Raw genomic sequence first — 17,502 nt, 5'->3', positions numbered from 1 at the left:
AAAAAACGCCCATCTGCCTCGTGCGCTAAATATCGGCTCCCGTGCAAAACCCTCCAAAGGGCTGACGCAGGCGCAGGTGGCTGAGATGCTTGGCCGTCCGCAATCTTTCGTGGCGAAATATGAGGGTGGAGAGCGGCGTCTCGATATCATTGAGTTTCTCGACGTAACTGCGGCCCTCGACGCTGATCCGTGTGAGATTCTGTTGAGCCTGCGGACGTAGTGGGCGCCCGCGCCCATCACCGCGCGTGCCGGGTGCCGGTGGGTCGATCCCTGCTTTTCTTGGCTCAGGGCGTCTCGACCATTCCGCTGCGCCTCCTCCTAGCGCGTCGTTAGACTCTCGCAATTCTCTCTGTTGTGCCCTTCCCAGCAGGTGGCGCCGCATCCTTCTAGGCCCGCCGCGGCGTCCCGCAACCCTTAGCTAGGTGTGAGCTTTCAGTAGGTTGTCCATCCGGTCCTTCGGATGCGGTGCGGCTCAGACGGCGGGCCCGTTCCTGTCATGACTCGCCGCCGCACCGCTTCCTGGGAAGCAGCCATTGGCGAGCGGAGGACAAAACGATGAGACAGCGAAGGGCTGGGCCATCCGCGCCGACTGGAAGTCCTCGCGATCATCTTCGAGCGCATTCGCGCTGTGGTGATGCGTCGATGCATGGTGGTTATGCGACTTCGTTGCTTCAAGCGAAGCGACCGCACCGCCCATTTCGTCAACTGGCGAACAAATCCTTGTAGCCGCTCGTCACCACCCAGTTTGCACGGTCGAGATGACTGCGAAGGACGTTCCGTGCGCGCTCCGGTTCGCGTGCCGGATCAATGCCGAGGATCACATGGGCCATTTCCTCTTCAGTGGCGTTGTCGGCTGAGGCGTCCAGGAGCCTCATATAGGTTGTAAAGTGGTCCTTGTCGTAGGCTGTAATGCGGTCCGACCAGGGGACCTCGTCGGCAAACGGCGTGTTCGATTTGGGCTGTAACATCGCTAATTCTATCTCCGGAGAATGGACCGGCGAAGCCCTCTGGCTGCTAAATGTGGATTACATATTATAGTTGATAAACTCAAGCCGCCTGATCCGCTGGCTTGCGTGCATGGATATGCGCAAGTTGGTCGGACGGAATGTGCAGAGGATCAGGCAAAGGAAGCGTCTGACGCAGGAGCAGCTTGCGGAGATTTCCGGGTTCAGTCAGCAGTACATCAGCGGCTTGGAGAAAGGCCGAAGAAATCCGACAATTATCACGATCTATGAACTGGCATTGGCCCTCGGCGTCAGCCACATGGATCTGGTTCGGCCCGACAAACAGGCCTGATACACCCGCCCTCCAAGTAGCTGGCGGCCTGATGGCGCGCGCCGGGTGCTCGTGAACCCACGCTTTTCTTAGGGCCCCCCGGCAGCCCCTGCCATTTGGCTCGCCCTGGCGCGGCGCACCCTATTGGACAGTCGACCGCTGCGGTTTTTGTCAGCCTTTCCTGGGGCGGTCGGCATTGCCTTTTAGGCCCGCCGCGGCCTCCCGCAACCTTCGCTCTCGCTTCAGGTCCTTCTCTTGGTTACGGTCCTTCGGATGCGGTTCGCCTCTTTCAGCGGGCCTAATCGCTTTCTGCCGCCCACCCCACGGGGACAGGCACGCGAGACTAGTATGGAGCGTTGCGGTTAGCGCACGAACAGCAAAGGAACTGAAAAAAACAGGCAACTGTCGCAGCATGGCTGAACCAGCCATCTTGTCGGCATCTAGGAGCCGCGTGTTCGCCTTGAGGCCCTGCCGGTAGGATCCCTGCAGTTGAAGTCATTGTCGGCATTCTGACAACGATGGACATGAACCGCCGAACTAAGGCGACCAGGTTGTTGTCTAGCAATGGTTTTCCGAATCGGCACGGCACTTGCGTTACCAAAAACAAGTACGCCGCGGCACGGATCGCCCAAGAGGCTGAACGACCTGATCTGTTTGACCCTCGCAGCAGGGTGGATGGCTAACACAAAGGAAACTTTGAAGGTGGACGTTTTCGAAAGTTCTCCAATACCTGTCAGGAAAACACGGACGCCATCTTTCTCGGTGGATCTAGCCTTGCTGGGAGTCGCATTCGTTTGGGGGGCGAGCTATCCGGTCGGGAAAGGCGCACTGTTCTACGCGCCGGTTTCGATACTTGTTCTTTATCGCTTCCTGATTACTACGATCATTATGGCAGTGGCTGCAAGACATGAGATCGCATTGGTCTCCTGGGGCGATTTCATCCGCGGCTTCGCATTGGGAACAATACTTTTTTGCATCTTTATTGCTGAAACTTACGGCGTTGCATCGACAAGCTCAATGAACACGGCCTTGATCATATCGCTTTGTGTGATTTTCACGCCGATCATCGACTATGGGCTATCACGGCGACTTCCACCTACGGGCATTTTGGCAAGTGCTGCCATAGCGTGCATCGGTGTCGGCATTCTCACTGGCGGGATCAGCAGGTTCAGCCCGGGTGACGCGCTTGTCTTGGGGGCCGCGATTCTGCGAGCGGTTATGGTCGTTTCCACCAAACGCCTTCTGGCCGGCCGGCAGATTTCATCTGCAGCCCTGACGGCCATCCAGGGATCGACGGTGGCAACACTTACTTTCGTTTTGGCCGTCGCTCAGTTCCGAATTTCAGGCCTTGTTGTGAGGGCCACCCTTCAGTTTTGGGGCGCTGTTGCCTTCCTTGCACTCTTCTGCACCCTCGCTGCATTCTACATTCAAAATGCCGCAGTGAGAAAATCCACACCGACACGGGTTGGCTTCTTGATGGGAACAGAACCTTTTTTTGGTTTCGTTCTAGCGCACCTTCTTCTGAATGAGCCTTTGACAGTACCGAGCTTGATAGGCGCAGGCCTCGTCCTCGCTGGGACGTTTGCTGGCATCTGGTTTGAGAGCAGGACATCCAAATGAACCCCATCTTGGCTTCCACCAAACCCGCCATCGGCGGCATTTCGAGTTTTGAAGATCTGGAGGCTTTTCCGGACCGAACCGCACCAGTTGCAACCATGTTCAGCGGCGGTCTCGACAGCACCTATCTTCTCTACAAGCTGCAAAGCCTTGGCTTTGCGAACATTGAAGCTGTCGCAGCGGATGTCGGAACGCGCATCGATCAGCCTTTGTTGGAACGGACGGCAGCCATGTTCGGCGCGCGCTTTGTCTGCCTCGAAGGGCGGGATGCCTTTGTCGAACAAGGCGTGAAATCAGCCATTCGAGCCCACGCCAAGTACCTTGGCATCTATCCGTTGAGCAGTTCGTTGAGCCGTCCCATAATCGCATCTTTGGTTGTTAATCATGCAAGGTCAATCGGCTCACGGCTGGTTCTTCATACAGCAAACCTTTCTCAAAACAGTCTTCCGCGCCTTAACAATAGCATTAAGCGCTCAGGATTTTCCGGCAACTTCGGCAGTCCGTATGAATGCTCTGTGATATCCCGACAACAGAAGACCTCCGACCTGTCCAAGTGTGGAGCGACTTTTGTGGCGGACCGTACGTGGAGCGCGGACGAAAACCTCTGGTGTCGGGAATTCGAGTCGGGGCCTTTGGAAGATCCCGAGAACTTTTCCATCCCCGAGGAGGCATTTGCTTGGACGCGCAACATTCCCGCAGAGCAGCCGGTAGAGATCAAACTCGGGTTTGCAGACGGAAGTCTCGTGTCAATTGATGACCGTGATGTTGCATTGGTCGACGCAATCCCGTTCCTGAATAACACGGTCGGCAAATTCGGGCACGGCCGCTTTGTCGGGCTTGAACACATCACAACCGGCCAAAAGGTTCTCGAAGTCCGCGAGGCCCCTGCGGCGGCCATTATCTTCGACGCGCTGCGTCACCTCGAAACCGCTTCTCTTGACGTGGCATCAATCGTTTTGAAGCAAGGGCTTGAGCAAGCCTGGTCCCAAGAGGCGGTTTCAGGTGCATGGGGCAGTACTATTCACCAGATGTGCGAACGGGCCATTGCATCCGCCCTCGAGGGCGTTAGCGGGAGCGTCAGCTACATAGTCGATCACACACGCTTTTTACCTCGGTCGATCCGAGCCAGGACGCCGAGATACATTAGGGACCGCCACCTTTGGGAATACCAAGCCGCAACCCACATAGCGTCGTCCAAAGCGTTCCGTCCTCGCCAAGTCGCCAAAAGGGAGACACCCGTGGAAAACAACGCACCCCAGGCGCCGGCCAACCTCAGTCAACAATGCACTGACGGTCTGGTGACAAATGGATGGTGGTTTTCAAAAGGCGAGCGCGCCGAAGCCTGCTTTGGCATCGAAATTGATGCAGCCTGGAAGAACTTTGCTGACCATTGGAATCGACTTCTTCTCGATGAATACATGCGTGACGGCGGAACATATCGTTACCGGCGCTATAGCGCTTTTGAATATGACGCCACTGACGGAATCTTTAGGCTCCTACCCCACGCCCCCTACGAACAATCAAAAAGTGTCAATCATCTGAATGGCGGCTTCAAGCGCCACTTCGAGCCCCTTGAAAACTCCTTTATAGACCATCCCGTCTTAGAAAAGATTCTGACAGGTTTCTGCAGAATTCTATGTGAAGCCGCCCGACATGATCGTTGGAATATCAAGATCCATCCCTACCGGATTGTCGCGCGCGATGGTGTAAACGGCAAACCGGCACCCGAGGGCCTTCACCAGGACGGGGTGGACTTCATTGCTTGCTATATGATTGGGCGGGTCAACGTCACCGGCGGCATGAGCATGATCACCGACGCCTCAAAGGAGTTCCTCGGCGAGGTCGAAATGAACTCCCCGAATGATTTTGTGATCTGCAACGACCGCGAAACCTTTCACGATGTATCGTCGATTGTGGCCGAAAACCTGAAAATGCCGTACGCTTATCGCGACGTCCTTGTGATCGCCTTCGAGAAATTATAACGCCCAGCGCGCCGAGAGCATTTTCAACAAGGTTCAATACGGCTTGGTATCCTCTCGGGTGTTCCTGGTGCGGGAACAATGCAGGATTAATTTCTTGCATCTAAACACCTAGATAGCAGTTTCGCCTCCTCTGGTATGATGGTTTTTGGCCTATCTCGCGTAATACGAATGACCGTGGTCACCCCCGATCTTCGCAAGAAAGTGAGAAATTATCCTCATGCTGTCCGACGAGGTGGTCTGCGGCTTCGGAGGCACCGGGAACTGGTTTGGTAGCCAGACATTTGGCATGGAACCGGACATGCTCTCGATCGCCAAGGGGCTTTCATCCGGTCACCTGCCCATTGGCGGCGTCATTATCTCCGACAAGATTTATCAATGCGTCGCTGACGAGGCCCACAAGGTCGGCGTGTTCGGTCACGGTTTCACCTACTCCGGTCATCCGGTGATAGCGGCCGTCGCCGCCGAGGCGATCAGGATCTACCGCGAGATCGATTTCGTGACCCAGGCGCGTCGTCTCGGCGATCACTTGCATGGAGCCCTCGCGGACGCGCTCGGCGACCATCCGCTTGTCGGTGAAGCCCGCGGCCGCGGCTTCATCGCGGGGGTTCAGATCGTCGAGGATCGTGCGCCCGTCGCGTCTTCGCGCCCGAGCTGAGGATCGGCGATGTCGAGCGGCGGTGCCGCGAGCACGGCGTCATGATCCGCAATATGGGAGACGTGCTTGCAATCTGTCCGCCCTATGTAATCACCGAAAGCGAGATCGACGCCTTGGTTGACGGCATTCGTTCTGCACTCGACGGCGCCGCTGCTGCGAATTCCCGGGTCGGCGGGTGGCATGAGTTCCAGCATTAAGACCGACTGCTTCACTTCAGTGGATATTATCGAGCAAACGCTCACCCGAGGGGTGCACTTCATCCGTGTCCGGTACAAAACGTCACCCATGTCTCAGGTCGGGCACGCCGCTCGCCAACGACACCGAGTTCGGCCTCGCGGCCTACTTCTACACCGGCGATCTCGGTCGCGCCTTCCGCGTGATGGAAGGACTGAAGTACCGGCGTCAATGAAGGCCTGATCACCACGCCGGAGGTGCCGTTCCGCGGCGTCAAGGAATCGGGCCTCGGCAAGGAAGGCGGCCTCCAGGGCATCGTGGATTATCTCGACACCAAATATGTCTGCATCGGCGGTCTCGGCCTCTAGTGGTTCCCGCCTGACATAGGAGTCCAATCAGAGATTCCCTTTCTGGCCTGCGCGTGCGAGTCTGGCGCATGCGCACAGGAAGATCGTTCACCGTTTCGTCGGCCGATCGCGTCTGTCTGACGGCGCTGATCAGGGATCGCAACGCCCCGCAAAAGCATGTCTGGCGCGCCGAGATCGTGCTTTTGCCCGCCGACGGCGTCGGCACCGGCGAGGTCATGCGCCGCATCGGCAAGTCGAAGACCGACGTCTGGCGCTGGCAGGAGCGCTTTGCCGCGGAAGGCTGTGACGGGCCGCTGCGCGACAAGACGCGACAGTCGCGCATTCCGCCGCTCGGTCCCGATGTCGGCGAGCGCGTCGTGGCACTGACGCTTGCCGATCCGCCGGGCGAGAGGACCCACTGGACCGCCGACATGATGGCGCAAGCCGCCGCAATCAGCGCCAGCGCCGTCAGGCGCATCTGGAAGGCGCATGGTCTCGCACCCCACCGCTGGCGCCAGTTCAAGCTCTCCAATGATCCGAAGTTCGTCGACAAGTTGCGCGACGTCGTCGGCCTCTATCTCGATGCGCCGGCCCATGCCATCGTTCTGTCGGTCGATGAAAAGAGCCAGATCCAGGCGCTCGACCGCACCCAACCCGGCCTGCCGATGAAGAAGGGGCGGCTCGGTACGATGAGGCACGACTACAAGCGCAACGGCACCACCACCCTGTCCGCCGCCCTTAACGTCCACTATTGTCCCGTTGACGAGAATATCATCTTAGTTGCTTGTAACAATTTGTTCTCCACTTCTGTCTCCATCGTATCTCAGTCAACGCGATGGAGCAGGAAATAACTACAGACATTGTGAAAGTGGAAGAAGGCAGGGCAACCGGCTCTAATCGTGACGTGCCGCTGTCAGATTATGAGGCGGAAGCCCTAAGGCATCTTGCGGTGGCGCTGGGTGGCATTTCGACGACCATTCGGTCCGCCGCCTACAAACACGCGCTAAACTCTAGTCACGCGATGAAGCCCCTAAAGGAGACGGAGGACGCGCTTACCGACTACGACGCCTTGGCGAGGGCGGCGGGCCGAAAGCAGCCGAAAGCGGCGGAGGAGGACGACAGGAAGGGGGACGCCCTAGCGAGAGAGGCCGCCGCACAGGTCAGCAGGATCGTTCAGACCCGATCTTTCCCGCTGGAGCAGACCGCGAAGGGTACCGGTGGCGTCAACGGACTACGTTCGGCAGGTGGTCATGGCAGATAGTCAGCTTGGAGCAGTGTCGGCACTGGGACACGCGCGGCGAGTGGCTCCAGAACGCTTCCTTGCTTCTGTTCCCAGTGTAGATAATAATCCGGATGCTCCGCTTCTGACCTCTTTTTCGGACTATCTGAGCAGGGTGTGCGGACTGGAGTCAAAGTCCCGCGAAGGCGTTCTCCTAGGCAGCCGCCGCTTTCTGGATTGGTTCCATCACCACCATTCCCGGCCAAGACCTCGGCGCGTTGACGGCTGAGCATGTCCTTGCCGCTGTCGAACATCGGCTGTCACTATCGGCGACCTCCGGTACCCGCACCGCAGCAACTTCTCACATCCGGACATTTCTTCGGTTTTTGTATTGGGCTGGCCACCACGACCAGAATCTCGCGCGCGTCGTCCCCAGGACGCCCCACTGGCGTTTGGCTCATCTGACCCTCGAACTCGGCTACGGCCCGTCGACGGTCTTCTTCACATGGGTCGGATTCGACGAAATGGACGAGGTCACAGGCGACGGCCATGCTGAACTGCTCGACGACGGCTCCATCGAGATCACCTTCGTTATCACAATGGCGACGAGGCAATCCTCAAGGCCAAACGGGACACTTCTTCAACGGCCTGCTAGGAGATCCGTGTTCGCCTTGCGCTGACAAAGAAGCTCACACATGACGTCCGGGAGACGATGCTGGCAAATGGTCTGGCTGAAGCATTCCACCCATAATACCAAAGCCCGTCCCGATCCAAAGCGCTTCTAAGCACTCCATCTCAGGCGCAAGGCCGGTTGGCCAGTGCACCTTCTTGGTCCGCCAGAAGAGAACCCCGCCCGAGAATAGCTTCATGAGGTCTTGCCCTGCAGTGTCGACCGTAAAAAGGGCGCGCGAGGCGCCCTTCACTTTAAACCGGCAGTCGGGAAGCAGACTTCACTCTGATATTCAAAAGCGGTAGGTGACACCTGCGCCTATCAGCCAGGGATCGAGCTCCGCCTTCCCCGTCAGCTTCGCGCCGGCCACCGTGACGTCGAAGTCCGGCTTCAGGAAAAGCTTCTTCACGTCGAAGTTGACGCCCCAGTGCTCATCCACCATGTAGTCGAAACCGACCTGCAGCGCCGTGCCGAACGTATTCTTCACCTTGAGAGCGTCGGCGCTGCCGGTGTCCTGGTTATAGAAAACCGTGTAGTTCACGCCGGCGCCGACATAGGGCTTGAACGCGCCGAAATCGGTAAAATGGTACCGCAACGTGAGCGTCGGCGGCAGCAGCCAAACTTTGCCGATGCTGCCCAACCCACCGATCGTCCCTTGGCCCGCGATGTTGGCATAGGTGGTACCGAGTATGAGTTCGGCGGCGATGTTGTCGGTGAAGAAATACGAGATATCGAGTTCCGGCGTCACCGTGTTCGAATAGGAAAGACCGGAGCCGGGAAGCGTATCAACGTAGCCCAGATCTTTCGTAACGACGCCCAACCCCCGCAGGCGGACCTGCCAAGGGCTTGGCGCTTCGGTGACCGAGGCTCCCGTCTCCGCCAGGACGGTCTCTGCTTGCGCAGGCTCCGCGGCGACGGCCTGCTGTCCCACGATGATCAGGGCCACCGCCGCTGCTATTGCCCGCGCTACGCCCATTCGCGTTCTCGCCATGATATTCACTCCTTGATGTTCAGAAAGGATGCACTGCACTATTTCGTCTCCTGCTCGAATGAATTGTTGATGGACCTCAAATGCCCCTCTTGCGTTGCAACGCGTTCCGCCGTCTCCGGAGGGTGATCGTTGAAGCCGATTGCGCTGCGGAGAAAATTGGTGCCTAGACTGATGAATGCGGCTTGCTCCCGATTGTCCTCGCCGCAGCCGTGCCCGCCTGCGCTGGCCTCGTAGAAGTAAGCGGGATAGCCAAGAGCCTGCAGTTTTGCGGCCATCTTGCGCGCATGGCCCGGATGGACGCGGTCGTCGCGTTTCGTGGTGGCGATCAGGATAGGCGGATAGGGCTGTCCCGGCGCTGCGGCGTGATAGGCGGAGATTTCCTTCAGGAAAGCCCAATCGTGAACCTTGTCCGGATCGCCATATTCGTCGATCCAGCTCGCGCCCGCCAAGAGCTTGGTGTAGCGACGCATGTCGATAAGCGGTGCTGTGCAGAACAGAGCCCCGAAATGCTCAGGATAGCGGGTCAGCATGTTTGCGATCAGCAGGCCGCCATTTGAGCCACCCTCGGCGGCAATCCGCCTCGGCAGGGTGATGCCCCTTCGCACGAGGTCGGAGGCAACGGCGGCGAAATCGTCGTGGGCGAGACGCTTGCCCTCCCTGCGCCCGGCTTCGTGCCAGCGGGTGCCGAACTCGCCGCCGCCGCGGATGTTCGCCTCGACACACGTGCCGCCGCGCTCGAGCCACAGCTTGCCCAGCGGGGAGTTGTAGTAGGGCAGGAATGATACGCCGAACCCGCCATAAGCGGAAAGGTGAATCGGAGCATCTCCGTTCCCGTTCGCCGGACCAACCTGCGTATAGGGGATCAGCTCATGATCGATAGAGACTGCCTCGTGGCGCGTGACCACCAGTCCGGATGCATCGAAATTCTCCGGGCTGCGCTTCAGGATTGCTGAAGCGCTGAGAGACGGCGCGGCATTCAGATCGAACAGCAAGAGCTGCGGCGGCGTGATCGGATCCTGAGCACAGATCAGGACCTCTCCATTGGTCTCGTGAACTGCCGCATCGAATGACCAGACGTCGACAGTACCTTCGGCGGGCAGGGTGTTCAGGACTCGGCGCGTCCATTCCTGGTGGCCGGGAGTGAACATCTCGAAACGCGGTGCGAGATTGACGAGGTAAGAGATAATGAGCTTCCCGTCATTCCAGAAGAATGACTGCATGGAGCGCCTTTCCCCTGGTTGAAACAGGGTCTCAAAACGGCGTCCGCCGGCGAGGAAAGTGGAAAGCGAGATGACGATCAGCGCGTCGGCGGGATGGGTGGTGCCTCCCACCGTCCAGGGCTTGCGCGGCCTTACCGCCAGCCAGTCGCCGAAGACCCGCCACGACGCGTCGCGAGGAAGATCGATCTGCCTCCTCGGCCCGCTCCTATCGCCGATCCAGCTGATCTTCTCGAAGAAGGCCGGCTGCTCGATGAACCAAAGGCGCTCGCTGCGGCCGGTGCGGTCCGAATGACCAGACACTTGGAAGCTTTCGAACCCGGCCTCGAAGATTGCCGGCGTGGTGAGGGGATCCGCGTCACGCTTCCACAGTCGAACTGTGCGCGCATAGCCGGAGTGGGTGGCCATGCCATTACCAAGCGCACTGGAAAGCAGAAGCGTGTCAGGGTCCAGCCAATTAACGTAGCCTTTGGCCTCGGGGAGGTTGAAGCCGTCGGCGACAAAGCTCAGAGAAATCAGGTCGAATTCGCGATGCACGACCGCGTCGCTGCCGCCGCGCGACAGGCGCAGAACGGCTCTTTCCCGTCTCTCCGGCTCGATGGACGCGCCGTCCCAGATCCAGTCCTCTCCGTCGCTAGCCGCGAGAGCATCCAGATCGAGCAGTAGCTCCCATTGGGGATCCGCCTTCATGTAGGCGGCAAGGGTGGTCCGGCGCCACAGTCCGCGTGGATTACCGTCATCTCGCCAGTAATTGTAGAGGTACTGACTACGGCGCGCGATCAGGGGAAGATTGTCGCGATTGTCGAAAATGGCTGTCAGAGCCGCGCGGTCGCGCTCGAACTGCGTTCCACCGAAGTGCTTCAGAGTCCTTGCCGATTGGCCGGCGGCCCAGGCAAGTGCCCGCTCGCCCTCTACATCTTCAAGCCAGACATAGGGATCGTCGTCGGGAGCATCAAGCGTTGGACGGACATCAAATGCGTTCATGTCCGGACAGCCTTCAGAAAGAAGGGATAGAGGCTTCCGTCGGCTCGGGAACGCTCAGTGTCGGTAGCGGCGCCCACATGTTCGAAAAGCGTGATCATTGATGAGTTCTTCCAGTCGGTGCGGCATCGCAGTGCTTTTGCGCATAGGGCCGCAACCTTCGTGCCAACTGGGAAAATCGTTTCGGAACAATGCGATCGCTCTGGAAGCGTTGTGTCACATGTCCGACATCGTCGAGAATCCGACAACGAGTGCTCCTCCTAATCACCGGATCAACCTCCGGCGCCAGTCGTGGACACTGTGCAGAACTCGAGAAGTGAAGCTCATTGGAGTGAACCTGGTTGACGCCCAACATCTTCGCTCTGGAGCGCTTCACGCACACGGATTCATGGCAGACACCATGATGCGATCGATGCTGTTAGAGACCAAGCTGGCTGCGCCTGTGAGTTTCAGCCGCCAGCTGGAAGCAGCGGAGTTCTGAGGAGAAGGGTGGGGGGCCCAAGCCCTGCCGCAATCTTGGCCTGCACCGTCCCCTTGATTGTTGTGGGTCAACGTCTGCCTGCCCGCTGAATTTGGCACGCCTTACACCTACGTCACGACCAAGACCTTCCTGTTGCACTTCGGCCTCGACACACTGCGGGATTTGCCCGATTTCGAGGCGATTGAGGTTGCCGCGCTGCTCAGCAAGGAGAAGCTGCTGGCGGGCGATACTCCCATCGGGCTGGTGAGTGGTGGAGGAGGTGAGGAGCGACACTCCAAGGCCAGGACGGGCTAGCGCAGCAGATACATGGAAGTAATCGCTTGATATGAGCGGTTGAGAGTCGAATCAGGGAACTATGCGATCACTATCGATAAGAGGTGGCAATATCGATCGTGATTGTATCGGGCCACTCTACGGCGAAGGAGGCGGCAACTTGTGTCTCCGACCCGAAACGATTACCTTGCGGCCATTATGAGCAAGCATTTGGCATCCGTCTTGACGACGTGAACGCGCCCTGCAGCGTACAGCTGGACGACGCGGCGCTGGCCGATTGCTTTGCGGATCTCGATTTGGCCAAGCAGCATCCCGCTCATGTCAGCGCCTTTCTCGGCGAGGTCCCTCTCGCCCAGCAAGTCGAGTTCGCAACCGCGCACCACATTCGCGGTCGACGAGATGAAGGCTTTTGCCGCCAAGTTCTCTGCCTGGTCCGGCGAAAGCTATCCGCTCGCCGCATAATGGCTGGACATGATAGCCGACGCCCGTCCCGAATGGCGGCGGCTTTTTCGTATTATATCGACCTGATCGACAAGATGCGGCGGAACAGGGGTCCACGTGCGATGCGGCCAAAGCGGATCCAGCTCTCGAGCGCGACTACGGGGTAGGTGTGGTCGCTGGAGCCGCGGCCGACCTCGACCTCGCGCCAGCCGGTCTTGCCGCGCAGGGTGACCAGCAGCCCTTGCCGTCAAAAATCTCGATCCAGCTGGCGCCATCGCTGTTGTCGTCGCGCATGACGTCGAGACCGACGATCTCGGAGCGCCGCAGGCCGCCGCCACAGCCCAGGAGCAAAATAGCGCGGTCGCGCAGGCCCTGAGGTCGTGGCCGAGCGTGGCGATCATCGCCAGCAGATCGTCGCCAGGACCGCCTCTTTCTGCCGCGGTGGCTTTGCGTGCTTGCGGCGAATGCCGGCAAGAACCTTATAGATATGCCGCTCCGCGCGGTCCAACGGCCGGCCGCGCTGGGTAAAGTTCCAGGCGAGGCCGGAAAGCCGCCGCTCGATGGTCGCAAACTAAAGGGCAGGGGCGCCACGCTTCGGATCGCCGGCGGCGGTGCCCGAGGCACAGGCGCTGATATTGAGCCTGATCACCTTCGAGCCCGGAGGCAGGGGATCGAAGCCAGCGCGCCGGCACCAGGAGGAAAAATGCCGCCAATCCTTGGGGTAGGCGTCGCGCGTGTTCTCCGAGGTGGCGTTGTAGCCCCTCGCGGTCTCGACCAGTTCCTGGACATGCGCCGGGACTCTTTGAGCCGGGTCTCCATCTCCTTGTAGAGCTTGTCAAGCTCGCCATCGACTGGCTTCAGGTCGTCGATTGAACATTGCGTCATCATAGGCTTTGTGCCTTGTTGTAGCAGGCATCGTCCGTTCGCGCGGCGGACACAGACATCACCGTCGCTGAGCCGAGAACGACGGTAAAAGAAAATGCACTCACTGACTTCATAACCAATCTCTTTTGCGGGTGATTTAGAAACGGACGCCGAGCTTGGCGCTGAACCCGTGTGTCTGGGCATCCGAGGCGATCTGTCCCTGATAGGCGATGCCGAACGTCGCGTTCTCGGTGATGTTTACGTCAAGCCCAGCTTCGAGCAGAGCTGCGTTCTTTGCGATCGGCACGCCCTTGATGGCGAAGGAGGAACCGCCAGCAAAGGCAAGAGCGGTATCCGGCCTGACGTCGCCGAAGGCGTGGCGCCAGCCAAGACCGCCGCGCGCGGTAGCAGTCACGGTGCCGAGGGTCAGTACCGTCGACGCACGCAGACCTAGCGTGGTAAACGCCGTGTCGCTCGAGCGATCCCCGCTCGACAAGGCGGCTGCGCCGCCATTCTCGGTGAAGCCATCGGCGTCAAAATTCACATAAGCGAGATTAGCGTAGGGCTCGAAGGAAGCCGAAGCCGTATTGATACGGTAGCCGAGCTCGCCAAAGGCCTGGAACGTGCCGGCGTCGTAATCGGCCGAAAGGCTGTCGGCGAAGCCTGGAAAGACCACGGACCTGCCGGTCTCGATGCTGTGCCAGGTATAGGCAAGGCCGGAACGAAAACCGAGATTGCCGTTCTGCGTGCCGGCAAAAAGACCGAGATGGTAATTCTCGCTCGAGCCCGACGACGCGCGATCGTCCGCCTCCAAGGAGGTATGGCTGTAGCCGCTGATGAGGCCGAGCCGCCAGCTTTCGCCGACAGCCGCGTCACCGCCAGCCAGAAAGCCGCCTGTCGAGTGATCGAGACCGGCGGCATTGCCGTCGCTGTCGAGATGACCCCAGGCGCCGAAGCCACGGCCCCATACGGCGAAATTCTCACTCGTTGCCGGGGCCAGTTCCAGACCACCCAGCCCATAAGTCATCACCGGAACGCTGGAGGCACCGACGCCGTCGAACGCCGCACGGATCCGTTCGCTCGCGGCATCGCGTACAGAATGACTGTCCTCGATGAGGCCGCTATGAATGGAAGCATGAACCTCGCCTGATAGCATATCGAAAGCGTTGCGGGCTTCCGGCGCCGTCAGGAACAGGATGTTGTCCTGGATCGGATTACCGCTTCCAAGCGCCTGAGCCGCTGCGGCGACCGAGCGTTGATTGAAGGTGCTGGCTACATCGGCAAACGCCGTCGATGTGCGGCTGATATCGAGATAGACATTGTTGGCATCGTAGACGAGCTGGAAATCGACGAAGGGCGTCGCGTCTGTCGCCAGAGCCCCCGTCAGCCCGCCATAGGTGCCGCTTACGCCGCCTGCTGCGGAGAGCAGAGTATATCGGGCATCGACCGATAGCGTTCCCTGCCGCAGCAGCTCGATCTGCGCGCCGCTGTCGATCGCCGCTGCTCCGCCAACATCGATGAGATCGGACGACCTTGCGAGGTCGACCTGATAGATCGATCCGGACTGCTGCGCGAAATCGCCCGTGACAGTCAGTGTGGTGACGATCCTGCTCGGATCGGTCGCACTGCCAGGAGCGACCGTGCCGCCCTCGGAAATGGTGACCGCACCGTAGGTGCCGCCGCCTGCGACGACACCGCCGCTGTTTGCGATAGCCGTGCCCCCGATCTGCCCGTCATTCCCGAGAAAGCCGGACGTGGTCGCATCATGGGAAAGCACACCTGTATCGGCAAGCAGCAATCCCGCGCCGGAACCGACCGTCGTCATGCCGGAAAAATTGTTCTTTCCGCTCAGCGTTTGCACGCCACCGGCAACGAATAGTTTGCCGCCCATATTATTGTTATCAACGTCGAGGTCGTTGATGCTGCCGGCGAACGTGTCGTTCGAATCCGTTAGCACCAGGGTACGCTTGCCCAGTTCGACCGTTCCGCTGCCACTCAGGCTACGAATACGGGCATCGTTGTAGGCGTCGGAGATTCCCCAATAGTCGCTGCCATTTCCATGTTCGGAGATATCGAACGTGCCGTCTGCAACGACTTTCGCTGACCGTTGGATGTTGCCGAGCCCCGCAAGCGAGAGATAGGCATCCTGAGCAATATTCGTCTCGCCGGTGTAGGTGTTGACATTCGTCATCCGGACCACCGTCTTTGTATCAAGCGTCAGCGATCCGGAGCCGGAGACGACACCCGCTATGCCGAACCCGCCCTCATTCCCCATGCTCGTCGTGATCCTGCTCAGACCGGTCCCTTCGGGTGCGGATGAATCGGTAGAGAAGTTGCTGGCAGTGACGAAATGTGACGTATAAGCGGTATACTTCTTCTCCAGATCGAAAATGACCGATCTGTTTTTGAAGAAGTCAAGACCGGCAACAAAACTGGTCTGGTCATTGGGTTGTTCCGTCGTGCCGCTGGTGTAGGTGAAGTCGATATTGTCCAGCCTTACCGGATCGCCATCCGTTCCTGCGATTGTAACGCTCGGGATGTTGCCCGATGCGCTTACGATCTCGCGTTGCTCATTTCTCCGAACATTTTTAAGTTTGACGCCCGCATCCTGAAATTGCTTCAGCATCGCATCACTGATCTCCAGACTGCCACCGCCCGGTGTGCCGGTGTCGAGCAATACCGCGGTCTTGTTGGGGTCGGTGATTGGTGGGGCTCCATCCTTAACCGTGTACTGCAGATTGTAGCTGCCTTCGTATTCGGTCGAGGCATTGGCGCCAGAGCCAGGAAAATTCTGATAAGAATCCTGATCTTTTTCCTCGGGTTCTCCCCATGGCATGGCATTAGTATATTGGGCCCGGAGGCTTGGATTGAGGTTGACAATCGTGCAGGGGGAACAGCCAGGCGTTTGGTCGCTCTCGGAATCCGGATTCACATTGGCGGAGACCACGTAGCCAGACCTGGTGACACTGCCCATCATGCCCCAGACACTTGTCTTGCCAAGAAAATCGCCGGCCCCGAATGTACCTGCGAAATCGCCGCCTTCGTCTGCCATCTTGCCAGCGGTCATTTTCGCCCGCTGCTCCTTATCGGCGTGATAAGGTTCTTGGAGATCCTGACCATACATATCTTTAAGTCCATCCGTCACGGATCCCGGCGTGCACTTAAGATTGTTGTCCTTGCAATACGCATGGGTATAGACAAAATCGAGAATGCGAGCAGCCCGGTATTTCTTATCGCTTACAGACGGCCCGTCGATTGTTATCTTTTGATCTGGATCGACATATGTAAATTTATCAATTTCCACGTTCTGAAGCTTATTACCATACGTTCCGTCCCCGTACGTATATACGTAAGGCGTGTCGGCAATCGGGCGGACCCCGGTCACCTCTGACCCGATCTGCGTGTTGAGCTGGTCCGAGCCCGTGTCGAATACGTATCGCTGCGCGTTGCCATTGTTGATCTTGGCCCAGATGCCCAGGCGGTCATGGCCTTCCCCGACATACTCCAGCGGGATCGAAATCGGGTCGTCGGCCAACGCTTCTCCAGTTGGAAATGCTACCAGACCCACCCCGAGAGACACAGCCGGCAGGAATACCGTCGTCATCGCGGTGGTTGCCGCCAGAAAGTTCTTTGTCCTGAAACAAGCCTGCATACCTGGTCCTCGAAAAAGTCTCGCAAACTGATTGTTCATTGGAACGGCCTCCTGAATTGTTTAACGAGACCCTTTATGGCGGCCCTGGCTGACAACAGCCTGAAAGCTGCAAGCGGCCTGCGAGAATGGGGCGATCCTGAATGACGACAGGTGCTGTCAACAATGGATGAGTGCTCGGCCTGAAAGCTGAGCACGCTTTATGCTCAGGCTGCTGACAAGGCCAAAGCAGCGTAAGTGCGGAGTGAAATCCAAGGTCCACATGGGTCGTCGCGCTTCCCGTGCGCCTGGGAAGGCGCCGGCCCGGCCAAGCTTTCCCAGATCGTCCGGATGGCGCACAAGATACCGGTTCAGGTCGATCGAGATGGAGGCCGAGGCGTATGCCAAGGCGGTCGACTGCCTGACGAAAGATCAGAATGCGTCGCTGGCGCTCTACGATTTCCGCCGGCAGCGAGCTCAGCTCCTGCCGGGCATCCGTGTTTACTGGCGACGAGACACAAGATGTGCCCAAATTGCCACCAGACCGTCACCTGCGATGAGTTTCGGCAACTGATTTTGTCCTTTCAATCGTCGCCACTTCCTGGCCGCGGCCAACATGGGCCACTCGAAGGCAGCAGACTGGCGGCTATATGGACGGGCTGTGAGCCCGCACCGGAGACATTGGCG

At 58.9% G+C, this 17,502-nt stretch carries 14 protein-coding genes and 4 pseudogenes; 12 read left to right on the top strand and 6 right to left on the bottom strand.

What is annotated here, in order from left to right; genetic code table 11:
• The first annotated feature begins 13 nt into the window (after positions 1 to 13).
• Entirely contained in the window at positions 14 to 220 is a 207-nt protein-coding gene (locus E5X34_RS27515) for a helix-turn-helix transcriptional regulator (RefSeq protein WP_292571392.1), read from the top strand.
• Between the two features lie 481 nt (positions 221 to 701).
• Here the strand turns inward: E5X34_RS27515 and E5X34_RS27510 are convergent, their stop codons facing one another.
• Positions 702 to 968, bottom strand: a complete 267-nt coding sequence (locus E5X34_RS27510) for a DUF2285 domain-containing protein (protein WP_029354712.1) — start codon at positions 966 to 968, stop codon at positions 702 to 704.
• Positions 969 to 1,077: 109 nt separating this feature from the next.
• Here E5X34_RS27510 and E5X34_RS27505 point away from each other — a divergent pair, with 109 nt between their 5' ends.
• The 9 genes and pseudogenes from E5X34_RS27505 to E5X34_RS27465 all read left to right on the top strand — a co-directional run bounded on the left by E5X34_RS27505 (position 1,078) and on the right by E5X34_RS27465 (position 7,949).
• Positions 1,078 to 1,296, top strand: a complete 219-nt coding sequence (locus E5X34_RS27505) for a helix-turn-helix transcriptional regulator (protein ID WP_029354714.1) — start codon at positions 1,078 to 1,080, stop codon at positions 1,294 to 1,296.
• A 681-nt stretch (positions 1,297 to 1,977) separates the two neighbouring features.
• Positions 1,978 to 2,895, top strand: coding sequence for a DMT family transporter (locus E5X34_RS27500; RefSeq protein ID WP_246687125.1), 918 nt, complete (start codon positions 1,978 to 1,980; stop codon positions 2,893 to 2,895).
• Complete coding sequence (locus tag E5X34_RS27495; protein ID WP_128240721.1) at positions 2,892 to 4,874, top strand: argininosuccinate synthase-related protein; 1,983 nt, start codon at positions 2,892 to 2,894, stop codon at positions 4,872 to 4,874. The genes E5X34_RS27500 and E5X34_RS27495 overlap by 4 nt, the downstream gene beginning before the upstream one ends.
• Before the next feature lie 217 nt (positions 4,875 to 5,091).
• Positions 5,092 to 5,529, top strand: coding sequence for an aminotransferase class III-fold pyridoxal phosphate-dependent enzyme (locus E5X34_RS27490; protein WP_236387739.1), 438 nt, complete (start codon positions 5,092 to 5,094; stop codon positions 5,527 to 5,529).
• 41 nt (positions 5,530 to 5,570) lie between these two features.
• Positions 5,571 to 5,726, top strand: a complete 156-nt coding sequence (locus E5X34_RS27485; protein ID WP_292571390.1) for a hypothetical protein — start codon at positions 5,571 to 5,573, stop codon at positions 5,724 to 5,726.
• A gap of 110 nt (positions 5,727 to 5,836) precedes the next feature.
• Positions 5,837 to 6,071 (top strand): annotated as a pseudogene (locus E5X34_RS27480) (aldehyde dehydrogenase family protein); the annotation flags it as partial.
• A gap of 68 nt (positions 6,072 to 6,139) precedes the next feature.
• A pseudogene (locus E5X34_RS27475) lies at positions 6,140 to 6,796 on the top strand (IS630 family transposase); the annotation flags it as partial.
• An 89-nt stretch (positions 6,797 to 6,885) separates the two neighbouring features.
• Positions 6,886 to 7,311 carry a hypothetical protein gene (locus tag E5X34_RS27470; RefSeq protein WP_091597902.1) on the top strand — a complete coding sequence of 142 codons (426 nt, stop codon included), beginning with the start codon at positions 6,886 to 6,888 and terminating at the stop codon, positions 7,309 to 7,311.
• Positions 7,312 to 7,721: 410 nt separating this feature from the next.
• Entirely contained in the window at positions 7,722 to 7,949 is a 228-nt protein-coding gene (locus tag E5X34_RS27465) for a hypothetical protein (RefSeq protein WP_245469373.1), read from the top strand.
• Between the two features lie 282 nt (positions 7,950 to 8,231).
• On the opposite strand, the gene E5X34_RS27460 is transcribed toward E5X34_RS27465, so the two are convergent.
• On the bottom strand, positions 8,232 to 8,930 hold the full coding sequence (locus E5X34_RS27460) for an OmpW family protein (RefSeq protein ID WP_128187358.1): 699 nt from the start codon (positions 8,928 to 8,930) through the stop codon (positions 8,232 to 8,234).
• Positions 8,931 to 8,968: 38 nt separating this feature from the next.
• Positions 8,969 to 11,131: a prolyl oligopeptidase family serine peptidase gene (locus tag E5X34_RS27455; RefSeq protein WP_292571386.1), complete on the bottom strand. Its 2,163-nt coding sequence runs from the start codon at positions 11,129 to 11,131 to the stop codon at positions 8,969 to 8,971.
• A gap of 217 nt (positions 11,132 to 11,348) precedes the next feature.
• Here E5X34_RS27455 and E5X34_RS27450 point away from each other — a divergent pair, with 217 nt between their 5' ends.
• Together E5X34_RS27450 and E5X34_RS27445 are read left to right on the top strand one after the other, a co-directional pair.
• Positions 11,349 to 11,609, top strand: coding sequence for a hypothetical protein (locus tag E5X34_RS27450; RefSeq protein WP_095769041.1), 261 nt, complete (start codon positions 11,349 to 11,351; stop codon positions 11,607 to 11,609).
• Between the two features lie 93 nt (positions 11,610 to 11,702).
• Positions 11,703 to 11,903, top strand: a pseudogene (locus E5X34_RS27445) (SMC-Scp complex subunit ScpB); the annotation flags it as partial.
• Positions 11,904 to 12,064: 161 nt separating this feature from the next.
• Here the strand turns inward: E5X34_RS27445 and E5X34_RS27440 are convergent.
• The 3 genes and pseudogenes from E5X34_RS27440 to E5X34_RS27430 all read right to left on the bottom strand — a co-directional run bounded on the left by E5X34_RS27440 (position 12,065) and on the right by E5X34_RS27430 (position 16,878).
• Positions 12,065 to 12,301, bottom strand: coding sequence for a hypothetical protein (locus tag E5X34_RS27440; protein WP_063169293.1), 237 nt, complete (start codon positions 12,299 to 12,301; stop codon positions 12,065 to 12,067).
• A 116-nt stretch (positions 12,302 to 12,417) separates the two neighbouring features.
• Positions 12,418 to 13,101: pseudogene (locus E5X34_RS27435) on the bottom strand (integrase); the annotation flags it as partial.
• Between the two features lie 243 nt (positions 13,102 to 13,344).
• The gene (locus E5X34_RS27430) at positions 13,345 to 16,878 is read right to left on the bottom strand and encodes an autotransporter domain-containing protein (RefSeq protein ID WP_082826570.1); all 3,534 of its coding nucleotides are present in this window, start codon (positions 16,876 to 16,878) and stop codon (positions 13,345 to 13,347) included.
• Between the last annotated feature and the right edge of the window lie 624 nt (positions 16,879 to 17,502).

The organism is Mesorhizobium sp. (genome assembly GCF_004963255.1).
Lineage (GTDB): Bacteria > Pseudomonadota > Alphaproteobacteria > Rhizobiales > Rhizobiaceae > Mesorhizobium.
This window is presented reverse-complemented; position numbering and strand designations above follow the sequence as displayed.